The following is a 15,917-nucleotide window of genomic DNA, read 5'->3' on the forward strand; positions in this document are numbered from 1 at the left end:
AAAAAAGCTTTTAAACACGATTAGGCTCTGGCACTTAACATATAGCCTTGTCCCCAAGAGGTGCAAATTTGACAATTAAGCCCAACATAGCTTTCTAATTTTTTACGTAAACGGCTAATGCGACCGTCAACGGTGCGATCTAAACCGTCGTATTCTCTACCAACTGTATTGACAAATAAAAACTCGCGACTTAATTGCTTTTCTTTATGTAAGGCTAACAGCCACAGTAAATCAAACTCATAGCGTGATAGCTTTATTGGTTTATCATCAACCGTTGCAATGCGAACATCGTTACATATGTGTAAGTTTTCAAATTGTATTTGGTCACTATGGTGTCGACTTGTTGATTCTGGCTGTTTACGTTTAAGGCAGGCCCTCACTCTTGCAAGTAATAATTGTGGGTCGACGGGTTTGCAAATATAGTCGTCTGCACCGAGTTCAAAGCCTTTTAATTGATGTTGCGTATCAGATAACGCCGTTAAGAAGATATACGCCCCTTGAAAGTTTTCTCGAACCAATTGAATAATTTCGAATCCGTCAGTGCCCGGCAACATCACATCACATAAGATTAAGGCAAAATTATTGCTCGCCACTAAATGTTCCAGATTGTCGCCATTAACAAAATGCCTAACGATATAGCCATTGGCGGTTAGAAACTTAACAATAGATTTTGCTAACGCTAAGTCATCTTCAATTAATAAAACTTGATTACTACTGCACATCTAAAAAACACTCCATAAACGTCGACGTATTTTCCGGTAGTCTTGACCTAGCACTTCAATCGCAACATGTGCGCTGATATCTTGCTGACTACCTTTCATGACAAATTCCTTGCCCTGTTTTAACGACAGCGTAATTTCACTGTGTCCTTGTTGACTGTCTTCAACACAAAACAGCGGACTTGATTGCCCTTTTTCATAAACACAAAAAGAAGATTTATGGTCAAGCTGCCAATTAAAAATAAATGCTTGCTGACAAGGGCTGTTTTTATCAACCAAACAGGTTGTTGGGGAAATTGAAAAATAAGGCTGGGCGTAAACCGAATTAGCGCTAGCGAGTAAGCTAAAACAAAGGCCAATTAGGGTTAATATAATGTTCCTTATCATAGTAACAGCCATTAGAAGATATGCTTAATGCCAACAAAATATGAACGGATATTATTTTTTACAATAAGCGGACTATTGCTAATACTCGCATCTAACCACTCATTCTTAATTGTATTTACCAGATACCATTTGGGGGTAATCACATAAGTCAGCCCGACTTGGGCGGTATAATTAATCGCGCTACTTGCTTGATAACTTGGTGTTTGCAGTAGAAAGTTATTAACGACTACATCGCTCGGTGCTTGATAGCCATAATAATAATTTGTCATGTGCTTATCTTTATATACAGCCCCTAATTCTAGCTCGACAATCCATGAGCTAAACGACCACATTTTGTTAGCACTTGCTTGTAATTCGAAGCCATGATGTACATTTGAAATATCATGAACTGCACCAACACGCACCATAACATCACCATAATAACGAAGCTCACCGCCTGCCATATAAGATAGCGACTTGTGCTGTACTTTAGGCGGTTGAAAAACCGTTGGCGCTTTAAAGGGGAAAAGTCTGCCTTTTGAATCGTTACCGGTAAACGCCGCAACCACTTTTCGATTTTTACCCGGAAAATACAAACCATCAAGGTTTTGCTGACCAATAAGTTCAATCACAAGGTGATTATTTTCAAAAATATTGTAACTGAGGTTTAAATTTTCCAGTGAAAACTTATCTGAATAATAACGAATATCGGGTAACAGATAAAAAGGCACATCGCTTTGTTCAAAAACAGGGTTGGCGATTTTTCCATAACCGGCAGACACAGCGAGCTGCCACTCGTCTAGAGGAGCTACTAGGCTAGTATCAACCAGATACTGGGGCTGTGCCTGCACTGTGTAACTAAATAAGGCACTTAATGTTGCTATGGATAAGGTTAACTTCATTTAAATGATCTTTATTTCACTGATTGTAATAAACCAACAATGGGGAAATTTGCACAATTGTCTATACAAGCATCAGCATAACAAACAATATTTTCTCTAACAATTCAGTCAGTTAATGTGCAAGTGTAAAAGCAAGGTAAAATAATTTCTTTTAAAAAACGTAAAAATATAATCTATTGAATATTAACGATAAAAATAATTTACCAAGTAAATCTACCCGTAACTTTTTGTACATTTTCGTACAAACAAATAACAAAAAGGCCTCCGAAGAGGCCTTAGTTAATCCGTTTTATCGATATTTATTTAGTTTTGTGCACTTTACGCGCAGCAAATAAAGATAAAACCAGTAGCATCATCCAACCATAAGTACCACCTGAGCTAGTACTCTTTGCTGGTGTTGATGGCTTACTTGCCGGTGGGTATTCACACGTACCGTTATCGGTTGTCGCTTTGTCATCATAGTTGGTTGCTGATGAGTCGGTACAACCTAAGTTAATACCGTCAGACAATACTGTTAATGTAAAGGTCGCGGTGTCTTTATCTTCTGGATATGCCATATCGTAAACAGTAACGCTAATTTGCGTTTCGCCATACCAGTTAGCATCTGGTGTCACGGTAAATGTAGAACCAGAGGTGTTACCTGAAACCACAGCGGTTACGTGCTCGCCCGTTACTTCAATCCCGTTAACAGTGCCTTTGTTATCGTTATAGATAATGGCGATATCTTCTAACGACGTATTTTCAGCGATACTAACATCAGCAAATGAAGATACCGTAATATTACTTGGGGTCGCTAAAGTATGCGACACGGTCACTAATTCAGAATCGCTAAACTGGCTATCAACTACAACAACTGACTCAGCGCCGATCGCATTAGCTAATACGCGTGCTTTAAAGGTTAAATCAAGCTGCGTTTGCTCTGGTCCTCGGTAATCTGCACAAATCACAGTACCATTAGAGACTTTGGTATTAACATCGTTATAAGCAAAACCGTCATTTAAATAACCGTAAGCTGGACCAAATGTACCGCGCTCTCCCCAGTAACCATGAATACCAATCGAACCTAAATCATTATTGGTCGAGTTTAATGACTCGTAAGCGTAGATAATTTCATAATCGCCTGGTTCAAACGTAATATCGGTAGAAATAATCGTTTCAATATTATAGTAAGCATCAGGGTCAGCATTAGGTATTGCTCTAAAGTACTCTTCAGCACCATCCCATTGGAAAATATAGTGATCGTCAGTGATAACCGCATAAACAGCGTTCATATATTTAAGTTTATCCCAGTCAAAATAAAGGTTGTCAGGCATGTAAACATCACCTCGCCATAGTGGCGCAACCATAGTATCAGGGAAAATTTGAAAGCTATCATTGAACTCTAAATGCATATTAAAAATTGTTGGCATCGGATCAAATTGCACATAACCAAACGGAGAAATACCTAATACGTCTCGTGAATGTACTTCTGAATTTCCGTATAAAGGTACATGTGGTAAGCCGTTTGTTTCCATAGGAATATACAGAACTTGTCTTTGGAAGCCCGAAAGTTCGATCGGCGTATAGCCTTCTAAACCTAAGTCATAGAAATTAGGATTGTCACCATAAGGTACTTTACACATTTCATCTTCTGCATTCGTGGTGAAAGCATAGTGACGACGCACATCAGCTGACGACGCTTGACTGGCATCTATACTAATAACCTGACCTTCAACCATTAGCCCTTCTTGATAGTTACCAACACCACCAATAACAATGCTGTCTTCAAGTAGTTCTAGGTTTTCAGGTAAGCGAGTGGTGATATTAAAGTCTCGTTCACCACCTAGTAAGTTAGGCGCTAACGTTACTTGGTACTCAACAATATCACCTACTTTACTTGAGGTTTGTGACGCATCAATGCTTACATCACTGCCGTGATGAATAAGCTTAACCGGAATTTCACCTAAGTTACTGTTATTAAAATCATCACTACCTAAACCCACTACCCCATAAAAAGCATCGCCTTCGTTAGCTTCTTCGAGGTTGTAATTTAGTTTTGCTTGAAATGGTGTTAAGCCATTAATATTTTCAGGTATTTCAATCGTTAAATTATCGCTATTTTCGCTGCTTACTATCGCAAGGTTAACGATAAAGTTATCGGCATTATTTGACTCATCTTCTTCAACAAATTTCCAGTTTGCCGCAATCGCCCAATATTTGCCTGGTGTTGGGTTATTAACAGCACAGAAATCGTCTCGGCCGGTATGAGAATAACAAATCGCTTCGTCGTTCCATTGAATATCTTCATCACCATTAAGGTCCATACCTAGGTCAATTGAGGCATAGGCATGCGGCTCATCAATGCTTTGTACTTCCCATACGATGCGCTTAGTGCCTTCTGGTACGTCAAAGAAAATCACTTCAACACCTGACGCTTCTTCAAGCTCAGCTCGCGTTAACGGTGCATAATCTTCATTTCCCATGTAAGCACGTTTATCGTACTCCGCCATAGGAATTTTCCAATTAAACTGCTGCGCTTTGCTTAAACCATAAACCACATGATTAAACGATTGAATTTCATCAGTGATGATTTCAGGCGTTAGTGTATGACCTTGACTGCGATGAATAATACCGCTGACTTCATTAGGTAAATTATCATCGGCAAAACGTACGCCCATTGGCAAATACTGGTCTGGCAATGACAAATCACGAGGCTTTATATCAACGCGACCAAATAACTGTACTTGTGATGAGTCAGCATTTGGCGCACCAATTTCCAATATATTCGCCGTTACGCTAATCGCTTGGCTCTCACCCGCTTTTAATGAAATAATTTTTGGTGTTACATCTACCGAAAGCATGTCCAAACCATCCATGCCTAAACTTGATGCGGAGACATCCCATGTACCATCGGTTGTCGCAGTAAATGTGCGCATCCACGTACATGAACCTTCACAACTGTCATTAAATAAAAATGGCACATTTAAATTAGTCATGGTGCCACCATTTTCAGGATCAGCTGCGCGATAGTTTGCTGCGGTTTCGTCTAGTAACAAACCAGCTTTAGTTGCACGCGCAACATTAATGACACCACTGCCGGCATCGTTATAACCTGCAGGTACTGGATCAAACGGGTTATTGTCGCGTGCACGGGTAACAGACTCGATTGAAGCGGTCATCATTAGCGCAGACTGAATTTGCGCTGGTGACCAATCGTTATGAGCTTGTTTTAATAACGCCATTGCACCAGCAACATGGGGAGCTGCCATAGACGTTCCGCTGATTGCTGTATAATCAGTAGGTTGAGGTAAAGCGGTAAAAGGTTGTTCATCTGCCCATGCGGCATAAACGTCCACACCTGGCGCGGCAACGTTCGGCGTCATAATATCGGGCACAACTTGGTTAGGGCCGCGAGAAGAAAAATCGCCAACGTAATCCGCTTGTCTAACTTTAGTTGTTACTTGCGATTCTGTGATTGTGATTTCGTGGCCTTCACCACTGCGAAGCCAGTCTTCAAGGCCAAACCGGTTATTTTCGCTCGTGCCATAATAAGATTCATTAGAAATTAGAATTCCTGGAATGGCATAAGCGTCGTTTGCGATATTTTCGGTGCTACTGGCATTATATAAAATAAAACCACCTGCCCCACCTTGAGCCACATTTATCGCTTTCGATACACGTGGAATATCACCACGCTCACAAACAACAATGGGTGCTTTAGTAAATGGATTACCGTCTGGGTCTACAGAGAAAAAACCATCATCAAATGCGTCGTTACACCTTTCATATTGCCAACCATAATCAGATGCTTTAACCACAGGGCCGGTATAACTCCCCGTAATACCGCCACCAACAATGTCTGGTAAGGTATCGTCACCACCAACAAAGCCAGTAATAGCTTTACCTTCAACAGTAATTTCACGACCATGAGTACTGGCAGCAACAGAAGTTAACCACGGTGATAAATGATCAATTGCACCACGGGCCTGCGACGCGGCTTCAGGCACAAATGAATTACCAGCCGAGGCAGCAACCGAAATACCGGCTTCACGCGCCGCTAAAAATGAAAGTTCAACCGGCTCTTGCCATGGGTTTTCACCATATTGACTACCGATTGAAAAGTTGATGACATCAACGCCATCTTCAATCGCATCTTCAATACTGGCAATAAGAGCTGAACTTGGACAGCCAGCGTATTCATCGCCATAACTGCGATCGCCTGGAAAACACACTTGGTAAGCAATAATATTGGCACGTGGTGCAACGCCTGAAACTTGTGGGAATACTAAGCCAGTTGCTAAACCATCGCCTTGCTCAATTAATTCAGGCACCAAATAATCAACATCAAATAACACATTACCTGCTGCTGTTGATGCGGTGTGTGAACCATGGCCATTGTAGTCTTCACCGTTTTCTGGGCGATGTGAAGGAAAAATATAATCAGAAAAGCTGTCAGTGATTATTGGATACGAACGCACACCAATAAGTTTGTCATTACACATATCTTCAAATGCTTGACAGTCACCAAGGTAACTACTGTATCGAGCAGGCATTTGATGCACATAACCATCGCCTGCTTCTTTTGCAAATGACGGATGATCAGAATTAATGCCGGTATCAATAACACCTATTACGATACCTTCACCTTGATATTCACCTCGACCTACGCCGCCAGTCCAAATTTGATCGGCGCCAATATGTTCAGGTCCAACATCGGTATGTAAGTCATACATTTTTTCGGCAACAACTTGACGTACACCGGTCATTTGCGCCACTTGCGCAGCTTGCTCTTGAGTCATTTTTACTGCAAAACCGTTAAATGCCATGCTGTATTCAGCTTTTACATTAGCGGCTTTACCGGTAATACTTTGCAGGCGCGATATTACGTTATCTCTCTTACCTTTTAGGTAATTGGTGTAATTAATGACATTCGTGTCTTTGGTATCTAATTTACCCATTGTACCTTGTCGCGCTAATAAAGCTGGCGCTTGGTTCATTCTTGGGTTAGTCGCTGCTAAACCTTGAACACCGCCGCGATATAATGCAGTAGGCTCGTCGCTTAACTCAACAATATAAAGACGTTCGCCGGTTAAACCGAGTTCATGCTTAAATGGTATTTTTTGTTGTTGAGTTGCACCAAGCGCGCGATGAGTATTTTTGCTTTGGCTGGCATTACGCTGATGTGAGACACCATTACGCGATGTACCTGCAGTTAAATTTTGATTAAATTGTACAATTTGATCTGTAATAGCAATGCTTTTGAAGCCACTTTTAGGTGCCGCTAGCTCTGAAGCAGTGGCGCTAACACCTGCTGCATAAAGAGCTGCTAGTACCGAAAGCGTTATTGTTTTTGCTTTCAAAATGTTTTCTCCCTGGATTATTTTTTATTTTATGCGTCGCAATTTTTTTGCGTTTGCGCTAACAGTAATGCCATAAAAATAAAGGGAGATTTGTACGAAAATGTGCAGTTTTAGTTGTCGATAAAGTGCAAAATGAGTTAAAGCGCGAGTTCACATCAATTGTAGTAATTTGTGCAAATTGATGATGAAAACATCAGACTATGGGTAATTTTTATCATTAATCAAAATGCAGACATAAAAAAACCGCAGTATACACTGCGGTTTTTAATCACTTAGATTAAGTCGTTAAACTAAGCTTCTTTTTCTGTTACCCAGAAGCTTGCTAAGTAGGCAATTAAACCCAGTAAGAAAACAACACCAGCAACTTCACGTAACCAGTAGAAGATGGCAAGTTTATCTTGAGTTGCCATGAAGCTTAATGCTTCACCTGTTTCTGGTAAACGTTGTAACCATACTTGTAGTACACCAGCACCTGTTAAGAACAAGGTGATAAATACCATAGCCACCGTCATTAACCAGAAGCCCCACATTTCAACTACTTGAGCTCGGTTACAGTTAGCTTCACCGATACCACGTAATTTAGGCATTGCGTATGAAATAATGGTCATACAGATCATTGCATATGCACCGTAGAACGCCATGTGACCATGTGCAGCCGTTATTTGTGAACCGTGAGTGTAGTAGTTCACTGGTGCTAACGTGTGTAAGAAACCCCAAACACCTGCACCTAAGAATGCCATTACCGCAGTACCTAACGCCCATAAGGTAGCCGCTTTGTTAGGATGTTCACGACGACGACGGTTAACCATATTAAAGGCATACAATACCATAGCAAAGAAAGGTAACGGCTCTAATGCTGAGAAGATAGAACCAATCCATTGCCAGTATTCAGGTGTTGCTAACCAGTAGAAGTGGTGACCTGTACCTAAGATACCTGTGATCAACGCCATTGCGATAATAACGTATAACCATTTTTCGATAACTTCACGGTCAACACCGGTTACTTTAATTAATACGTAAGCTAACATTGCGCCCATGATTAATTCCCATACACCTTCTACCCATAAGTGAACAACAAACCACCAGAAGTATTTATCTAATGCGATGTTTGCAGGGTTATAGAAAGAGAATAAGAAGAATACCGCTAAACCAACTAGACCAGTAAACATTACCATATTGATGGCAGTTTTGCGGCCTTTAAGGATAGTCATACCAATGTTAAATAAGAAACCTAGTGCGACCACAACAATACCTATTTTAGTAATTGTTGGCTGTTCAAGGAACTCACGTCCCATGGTAGGTAGTAATTCATTAAAGGTTAAATCAGCTAATGTTGAATAAGGAACTAATAAGTAACCTAAAATGGTAGCGACACCTGCTGCCGCGAAAATCCAAAACAGCGCTATGGCTAATTTAGGACTATGAAGCTCAGTTTCAGCTTCTTCCGGCACAAGATAATAAGCAGCACCCATAAAGCCAAACAATAACCAAACAATGAGTAAGTTAGTGTGTACCATACGAGCAACGTTGAACGGAATGGCACCTGCTAAGAAGTCACCAACAACGTATTGTAAGCCCATAATTAAGCCAAATAGAATTTGACCGACAAATAGGATCATTGCAAAAATAAAGTAAGGTTTTGCGACCGCTTGAGATTGATATTTTAAAGTATTCATCGCGTTACCCTTCATCGTTTGGTGGCCAATCGTTTACGTCCATTTGGGCAGTAAACTTAAGGAATTCAGCTAAATCATCAATTTCTTGATCAGTTAGATGGAAGTTAGGCATTTGACGACGTCCTGGAATATTTAATGGTTGAGCTTTCATCCAGCCACTAAAAAAGGCTTTGAATCCAGCTTCACCGCCGCGACGTACATAGACGTTACCTAGTTCAGGGGCAAAATATGCACCTTCACCGATAAGTGAATGACAGCCGACACAGTTATTTACTTCCCAGAGCATCTTGCCACGCTCTACAGACTCGGTAAGATTTTCTCGATGGTCTCGTTGAGGCATCTCTTTTGTTGTGTGGAAGGTCAAAGCAAGTAACATCAACAGGAAGAAAACACTTCCGCCATAATAGATATTCCTTGCCATGCCTTTAGTAAAGCTTTCTGACATGGTGTTTCCCTTATTAAAAATGTAATAAAGCAAGTGAATGATAGGCAGTTATGAATTTGTGGGTGTTGATGGAAATCAACTTTTTTACAGGAGTGTTTCAAAAGATTACAAATTGACACAAAATTTTGCGCTACGTCAAAGAAATGTGGTGACAAACATCACTAAAACGCATCAAATCTGACCACTGAATATTTTAACTGGCGATTTATCCACCACGAAACCCTATAAAAAGTAAGGGATTAGAGTAACTTGCACAAAGTTAGTGCTATTGCATGCTTTTAAGTAGTGATGAGTTAAGCTGACATTAATCCAAAATCAAGCTAAAAAAATAAGCTATTGATTAATGGTAACTTTATATCTTCATCTATCATTGTTATCTCTGAATATCTCTGGCATAGAATATGCTCTTGTATTAAAAGTACATTGCCTGTTTCAATCGCAGTAACACCCAAACACTATTACCAAATACTTGCTGTTAGACCATCGTCGTAGGCTCGCCAAAGGAGAAACTCATGGACTCAATTCTCGTTATTATTGCCTTATCTTTAGCTATTGCTACTGTGGTTAACATCATTTTTACAAAGCTGTCTATTTCACACATTATTGGCTATATCGTCACAGGTATTATCATTAGCAACATGTTTGACTTTAATGGCAGCGACAACTTAGCCTCATTAGATTTAATTGGTGAATTTGGCATTGTATTTTTAATGTTTACCATTGGTTTGGAAATGTCTTTTGCCAAGCTAAAAAAAATGAAAGACATTATCTTTATCAATGGCACCGTTCAAGTTACAGCGTCAGCACTCATTGTATTTTTAGTAGCAAAATTTCTGTTCAATTTAGATAATACCTCAGCAATTATTGTCGCCCTCGCTTTTAGTTTATCGTCAACCGCAATCGTTTTAACCTATTTGAAAAAGTCAAAAGATATTAATACACCCTATGGGCAAAAATCAGTCGCCATTCTTATTTTTCAAGATTTGGCAGTAATACCTGTGTTGTTACTGATCAGTTTTTTGGCTAACGACCAATTATCGGTTACTGAAGTATTAACAAAAACTATACTTTATGCTGCTGCAATCATTTTATTCATGTTCACCTTAGGTAAGAAAATTATTGAATGGTTATTGCAATTCTCTACCGCGGTGAAAATGGAAGAAGTATTTTTAGGCTCAGTTTTAACCATAGTTTTGTGCACTTCGTTGCTTGCCCATGAAATGGGCTTTACCTATTCACTCGGCGCTTTTATCGCGGGTATGATCATCGCTGAAACGCATTTTCACGTTAAAGTAGAGTCTGACATCGCTTCATATAAAGACTTATTGCTAGGAGCTTTCTTTTTCGCGATCGGTAGTAAAATAGATATTTTGTATTTTATCAATAATTTGGGCATTGTCTTTGGCGTGCTTTTGTTGGTGATGTTAATAAAAGCCGCCATTATTTATCTGCTTATTCGCAACAGTGCAAACAAAAGTGACTCGATAAAGTCAGCATTTGCTTTATGCCAAGTCGGTGAGTTTTCATTTGCTATTTTTAGCTTAGCACTAGCAGAAAATATTATTTCAGCGCAACTTGGCAGCTTTTTAATTTTAGTTTCTGTACTGTCGATGATAATTACGCCGTTTATGGTTAACAATATTTATCGATTAGCAGCCCTGTTTGTTACTGAATTTTTTGAAGCCGATAAAATTACGCCAATTGATAAAACTCAACATACCATTGTTTGTGGTTTTAAAATTGTCGGTCGGATCGTTGCCAAAGAATTAGCTGAGCAAAACGTTAGTTTTATCATTATCTCAGATAACTTGCCTGATGTGTTACTTGCTAGAGAACGCGGCTATATGGCCTATTTTGGCCATTTAGAAAAGAAACCAGTAATAGAGTCGCTTAATGTTGAACAAACTTCAGCGGTTATTTTGACAATGAACAGCATTGATACCAAACGTTTGATCTGCGAGTCGTTGTTGAGCTCGGTCGCGAATGTTAATTTAATTGTGAAAATAAATACCTTGGTAGAAAAAGACAGTCTAGCTGATTTAGCCATTGGTTCGTTTGTGCATGCTGAACATGAAACCGCGAACCTGCTTGTTAAAGAAAGTTTAAAACGGGTATCAATTGTTCAATAGGTTAAATCGTGTAGATAAAAAGCAAAATTAGCGGTAGCACTAATACATAGGCTAATAACAACAAACGCCAAAAGCGTGGCGCGTGGTTTAGCTCCATAAAAATATCAGTAATTTGTTGGCCTTTGAGAAAGACGATAAAAAACACGACGGTTAAAAACAAACCTTGTTGATCAAATAGACTGCCAGCTAATACTGACGCTACCGTTAATACCATCAGCCACAGCCAGCTCAAACTAATGCCAATCGCGCCACTATTTTTCATCTGTTAGGCTCCTATCACCTGATAACATCAACATAAATACCCCAGTCTAAATCACACTAACCTAAATCACACCAATCTAAATCACACTAACCTATATCACATAGACAAGTGGAAATAGAATAATCCATAACATATCAACCATATGCCAGTAACTTGCGCCAGATTCAAAACCTGACACTTCACCGTTTTGATACTGCCCTTTCATGGTTTGTCGAGCGATAAAAACTAGAATAACCATGCCCAACAACACGTGCATAAAATGAAAACCCGTGATCAAAAAATACAAGGTAAAGAAGGTATTAGTTTCAATATCAATACCTTGGCTTAATAAAAATTGATATTCCCAGAATTTAACTCCTAGGTAAATACAGGCAAAAAGTAAGGCAATAACGATTAAAAAGCAGGATTTTTTAGCCATGCCCTGTTTAATGGCGTGTAATGAAAAAGCAACAAAAAAGCTACTGGTGATCAAAGCAAGGGTATTCACTAAACCGGCAATCGCATGTAATTGATCTTTGCTTTCGCGAAATAGTGCTAAATTCAGTTGCTCGGCGATTGCAAAGCCAATAAACAAAATGGCAAATACGGTAAGTTCAGCCAAAATAAAAAACCACATTGCTAAATCGCCGGGGAGTTTTTTATCAGCTTGGCTGTTTGAATTAACAACAGCGGAGGAAGTCATTTTAACGCCTGCTTAACTGCTAAAAATAGTCATAATAAAAGGTAAAAAAGCAGAATAAATCGCGTTTACTCTGCTTTATCGATAAGACTTATTCGTCAAAATAAATCTTACAAACATCCATTAATGCGGCAACTGTTTGTGGGTCATCAGATAGAGGCTCAGCTAAACAGCAGCGACAAACATCAATTGGCTTCATGCCGCTTGAAATCATGCGGGCTGCGTAAATAAGTAAACGTGTTGAGGCGACTTCGTCTAAGTCATTTTGTTCTAGTCGACGCAATGCTTGTGCTAATTCAACTAATTTAAAGGCTAAGTGTTCATCGGCACCCGCTTCTTTAATTAAAATTTCTTGTTCTACTTTGGCATCAGGATAGTCAAAACGTAGTGCTACAAAACGCTGTCGGGTACTTGGCTTCATCCCCTTAAGTAAGTTTTGATAACCCGGGTTATACGAAACGACTAACATAAAACCTGGCGCTGCTTCTAAAATTTCGCCAGTGCGCTCTAATGGCAATACGCGGCGATCATCAGCAAGCGGATGCAAAACCACGGTAGTATCTTTACGTGCTTCTACCACTTCATCTAAATAACAAATACCACCTTCACGCACGGCGCGCGTTAACGGCCCATCTTGCCAATAGGTGCCATCTGGACCAATTAAGTGACGACCAACTAAATCGGCTGCGGTTAAATCATCATGACAAGCAACAGTATACAAAGGCTTGTTAAGCTTCTCGGCCATATGCGCAACAAAGCGGGTTTTACCACACCCTGTTGGCCCTTTAATTAAAACCGGTAAGTCATGTTGGTGCGCGTATTCAAATAGCGCTACTTCGTTGTCTTGTTCTTGGTAAAAAAGCGATTCTTTGCTTGAATCGACCGATTTTATATTAACGGCAGTCATAACAGCTCAACTAATGAAAAGTAAAATTATGTGACTAAAGTAACGTTTGGTGTAAATAAGAGCAAGTCGCATTAAGGGCTTAGTTGATACAAATCAACTAAGCCCAGAAGATAGTGATACTTTTAAAGACAATGACCGCCCTCGCCCCAGTACACTTATATAAAGTAGGGTTTATAAGCGCTAATTAAAGTCAGATAATTGGCGAGGTAACGAAGGGGTTATTGGTTGAAATGACAAGCCGCTATCATTTATCAAACGAGAGATTGATAGCGACATGAGTTAACGCTAAATAGGCGCAATATAAATTGAGAAGAATCAAAAATCACTTTAGAGCGTGTTATTTATAATAACTGCCCGTTGGCGCACCGCTAAATAAAGGCATTGCCGCCATCATTTCATCTTTTGGAAAATTTGCTACCGATGCTTGATGACTTTCAACATTTTGCCATTTTTCAATGACGACGAAACGACTAGCATCATCTAAATCTTGTAAAACTTCATAGGAAATACAGCCCTCTGATGAAGTAATATAGTCGTTTAACGATTGTAAAAAAGCGAATAACTCACTTTCTTTATCGGGCGCTGAACAAAATTGATTAACACGAGTAATACTCATAAAAAGTCCTGAATAAATTAATAAAATACGCCATCTTCATCGCTATTTAACGACGGTAACAACACCTGTCATTTTAGGATGTGGCCCACATTCATAGGGAAACTCCCCCACTTCATTAAAGGTGCGTTGGTAACTTTCGTCAGGAAAAAAATAATCAGGCTCTTCTTTATCAAATTGTTTAAACCAAACATTATGATATTGACGCTTTTCAATATTTTTCCATATAACCGTATCACCGGCTTCAATGGTTACTGCCGCAGGTCGATATTTCTTTTTATAAATTTCGACCACGACTTCTTTCGCTAAGCTCTGGCTGCTTAACAACAAACATACTAGATAAAAAGCAAATCGTTTCATCATCTCTCCCTTTGACTTAATCTACAGTTGTATAATGCTTTGTAAAATATTTTATATAATTAACTTACCATATTTGTTACGTTTTGCGGCTTAATTTTTAACAACGAAGCTTAGTGTGAAACCTCTTTGTTAGATAAAAAATTAGCTAAAAAAGAAGCCTTAGCTAGCATTGCGACACAGAAAAACAAAATAAAGCTTACCGTTGCCGCGATTGCATGTTCTTTATAGTGCAATACGTCAATGTAAAACAAACCATCTTCAATTAAGCCAACAAGCACACCAATGAAAATTAACGGTGTATTGTTTAGCTTTTGTGAATGAAAAAATAATCTTGCTAGGCAATAACCTACAATGGGAATAAAAGACCAGATAAAAAAGACAATAAGTGAAAAAAACAAGGCTGATGGCGCAATTTCTACTTGGTTAAGCTTTTCAATTAACGGATAAAGCTGCACCAAGACATACCCTAGATATAAATACCACATACAGATGAACACCTTAAAAAAGTTCAAAACATGGCACCAACATTTTTACATTACTGGTGCCAACAATAAGTCGTATTTTAACAAGCTTGTTTAAAGGTTCTTTGACATAAAACGGCTATAAGGGTCTTCTTGATAATCTCCAAACGGCGCGCAGTTTTCAAAGCCAAATTGTTGATACAGTTGTTGGGCAGGAATAAATACCCTTTGTGTTCCGGTTTCCAAGCTTAGTGTTTTTAACCCCAAATGTTGTGACTGGCTTATGATATGTGCAAGCAACTGCTGCGCTACACCTTTTCTTAAGTGTGCTGTGCTGGTGCGCATTGATTTCACTTCGCCATGGGTATTGTCTAATATTTTTAACGCTCCACACCCTGCCAGTTCGTCGTCAAACCATAAGCTGTAAAAACGAATATTACTGGCCTTTAGCTCGTGTAAATTGAGTGCATGAACACTTTCAACGGGGGAATGTTGCAACATGTCGTTATGATGCTGAGAAAGTAAATCAATCACTTGTGGGTGATCAAGCTCTCCAACTTTAATATCCATTGATCTTCCTTTATCAATTGTTAATTATTTATTTCATTAACCATTTAAGCATAAACATCTGGAAAATGTTTTTCCATAAAAAGCTCTGGCACATTTAGCGGCGTAAAACCAAACTGCTGATATAAGCCGTGTGCATCTTTAGTGGCTAATGCCATTCGACGCAACCCTTGTAATTCAGGATGAGAGACAATTGCTGCCATCATACGCTTACTTAAGCCATTACCTCGGTGCGCCTTGGTTACAAACACATCAGCCAAATAGGCAAAAGTTGCCGAATCGGTAACAACACGTGCAAAGCCAACCTGCTCATCACTTGACGAGAACACGCCAAAGCATAATGAATTATCGATCGCTTTTTGCATGGTACTTTTAGGAATGCCCTTTGCCCAATATGACTGAGATATGTAGCCAAAAATGACATCAAAATCCATGCGAGCTTTGTCGCTGCTAATATAATAATTATTGTTCAACTAATTTTCCTGTTATCTG

At 39.3% G+C, this 15,917-nt stretch carries 15 protein-coding genes; 1 reads left to right on the plus strand and 14 read right to left on the minus strand.

Translation table 11 applies throughout. The features are described from left to right. Positions 1–20: 20 nt before the first annotated feature. The 6 genes from ACRRSQ_RS11160 to ACRRSQ_RS11185 all read right to left on the minus strand — a co-directional run bounded on the left by ACRRSQ_RS11160 (position 21) and on the right by ACRRSQ_RS11185 (position 9,342). On the minus strand, positions 21–722 hold the full coding sequence (locus ACRRSQ_RS11160; RefSeq protein ID WP_440875825.1) for a response regulator transcription factor: 702 nt from the start codon (positions 720–722) through the stop codon (positions 21–23). Beyond that, a complete protein-coding gene (locus ACRRSQ_RS11165) occupies positions 723–1,106 on the minus strand; it encodes a DUF3019 domain-containing protein (protein ID WP_440875826.1) in 384 nt (127 codons plus the stop codon). It abuts the gene before it with no gap. A gap of 11 nt (positions 1,107–1,117) precedes the next feature. Beyond that, complete coding sequence (locus ACRRSQ_RS11170) at positions 1,118–1,987, minus strand: MipA/OmpV family protein (RefSeq protein ID WP_440875827.1); 870 nt, start codon at positions 1,985–1,987, stop codon at positions 1,118–1,120. A gap of 299 nt (positions 1,988–2,286) precedes the next feature. Then, a complete protein-coding gene (locus tag ACRRSQ_RS11175) occupies positions 2,287–7,326 on the minus strand; it encodes a S8 family serine peptidase (RefSeq protein WP_440875828.1) in 5,040 nt (1,679 codons plus the stop codon). Positions 7,327–7,616: 290 nt separating this feature from the next. Continuing rightward, positions 7,617–9,002, minus strand: a complete 1,386-nt coding sequence (locus ACRRSQ_RS11180) for a cbb3-type cytochrome c oxidase subunit I (RefSeq protein ID WP_440875829.1) — start codon at positions 9,000–9,002, stop codon at positions 7,617–7,619. Between the two features lie 4 nt (positions 9,003–9,006). After that, the gene (locus ACRRSQ_RS11185; protein ID WP_440875830.1) at positions 9,007–9,342 is read right to left on the minus strand and encodes a c-type cytochrome; all 336 of its coding nucleotides are present in this window, start codon (positions 9,340–9,342) and stop codon (positions 9,007–9,009) included. Between the two features lie 617 nt (positions 9,343–9,959). Here ACRRSQ_RS11185 and ACRRSQ_RS11190 point away from each other — a divergent pair. Next, positions 9,960–11,576: a cation:proton antiporter domain-containing protein gene (locus ACRRSQ_RS11190; protein WP_440875831.1), complete on the plus strand. Its 1,617-nt coding sequence runs from the start codon at positions 9,960–9,962 to the stop codon at positions 11,574–11,576. 1 nt (position 11,577) lies between these two features. Here the strand turns inward: ACRRSQ_RS11190 and ACRRSQ_RS11195 are convergent, their stop codons facing one another. The 8 genes from ACRRSQ_RS11195 to ACRRSQ_RS11230 form a co-directional block, all read right to left on the minus strand. Next, positions 11,578–11,838: a cytochrome C oxidase subunit IV family protein gene (locus tag ACRRSQ_RS11195; RefSeq protein ID WP_440875832.1), complete on the minus strand. Its 261-nt coding sequence runs from the start codon at positions 11,836–11,838 to the stop codon at positions 11,578–11,580. A gap of 91 nt (positions 11,839–11,929) precedes the next feature. After that, positions 11,930–12,520: a cytochrome c oxidase subunit 3 family protein gene (locus ACRRSQ_RS11200; RefSeq protein WP_440875833.1), complete on the minus strand. Its 591-nt coding sequence runs from the start codon at positions 12,518–12,520 to the stop codon at positions 11,930–11,932. 88 nt (positions 12,521–12,608) lie between these two features. Beyond that, the gene (locus ACRRSQ_RS11205) at positions 12,609–13,424 is read right to left on the minus strand and encodes a CbbQ/NirQ/NorQ/GpvN family protein (RefSeq protein ID WP_440875834.1); all 816 of its coding nucleotides are present in this window, start codon (positions 13,422–13,424) and stop codon (positions 12,609–12,611) included. A 337-nt stretch (positions 13,425–13,761) separates the two neighbouring features. Next, a complete protein-coding gene (locus tag ACRRSQ_RS11210) occupies positions 13,762–14,040 on the minus strand; it encodes a putative quinol monooxygenase (protein WP_440875835.1) in 279 nt (92 codons plus the stop codon). Positions 14,041–14,082: 42 nt separating this feature from the next. Beyond that, positions 14,083–14,400 (minus strand): cupredoxin domain-containing protein, encoded by a 318-nt coding sequence (locus tag ACRRSQ_RS11215; protein WP_440875836.1) that lies wholly within the window; start codon positions 14,398–14,400, stop codon positions 14,083–14,085. A 107-nt stretch (positions 14,401–14,507) separates the two neighbouring features. After that, entirely contained in the window at positions 14,508–14,882 is a 375-nt protein-coding gene (locus tag ACRRSQ_RS11220) for a hypothetical protein (protein WP_440875837.1), read from the minus strand. Between the two features lie 90 nt (positions 14,883–14,972). Beyond that, a complete protein-coding gene (locus ACRRSQ_RS11225; protein ID WP_440875838.1) occupies positions 14,973–15,428 on the minus strand; it encodes a GNAT family N-acetyltransferase in 456 nt (151 codons plus the stop codon). Between the two features lie 44 nt (positions 15,429–15,472). Continuing rightward, entirely contained in the window at positions 15,473–15,898 is a 426-nt protein-coding gene (locus ACRRSQ_RS11230) for a GNAT family N-acetyltransferase (protein WP_440875839.1), read from the minus strand. Positions 15,899–15,917 lie beyond the last annotated feature (19 nt).

The organism is Thalassotalea sp. PLHSN55, assembly GCF_052030545.1.
Lineage (GTDB): Bacteria > Pseudomonadota > Gammaproteobacteria > Enterobacterales > Alteromonadaceae > CANMXU01.